This window comes from Streptomyces xanthophaeus, from assembly GCF_000725805.1.
Classification (GTDB): Bacteria; Actinomycetota; Actinomycetes; order Streptomycetales; family Streptomycetaceae; genus Streptomyces; species Streptomyces xanthophaeus.
The window spans coordinates 1-363 of sequence record NZ_JOFT01000116.1 but is presented as its reverse complement, the minus strand read 5'-3'; the positions used below and the strand labels follow the sequence as shown (position 1 = coordinate 363).

At 75.2% G+C, this 363-nt stretch carries 1 protein-coding gene; it reads left to right on the top strand.

The window, feature by feature from the left end:
- Positions 1 to 363: polyketide synthase dehydratase domain-containing protein (locus IO30_RS41085; RefSeq protein WP_037895513.1), on the top strand; the 363-nt coding region annotated here is incomplete at both ends.

Below are 363 nucleotides of genomic sequence, written 5' to 3'. Positions count from 1 at the left end.
GCCGGTCGTCAGACGGGCAGTCCGGTGGTCGAGGAGCTGGTGCTGGAAGCACCGCTGGTGCTCGGGGACGGCGTGTCCGTCCGCGTGCAGGTGACCGTCGGTGCGGCCGATGGCGAGGGCCGTCGCGAGGTGGCGGTCTACTCCCGCCCCGAGACGGATGGCGACTCCTCGCCCCAGGCGACCTGCCACGCCCGCGGCACCCTGACCGCGGCGGACGACACCGTCACCGACTGGCCGACACAGTGGCCCCCGGCCGGCGCGCAGCGCCTCGCCACCGACGTGCTGTACGCCCGGCTCGCCGACCTCGGCTACGAATACGGGCCGGCCTTCCAGGGCGTACGGGCCGCCTGGCGCGACCAGGAC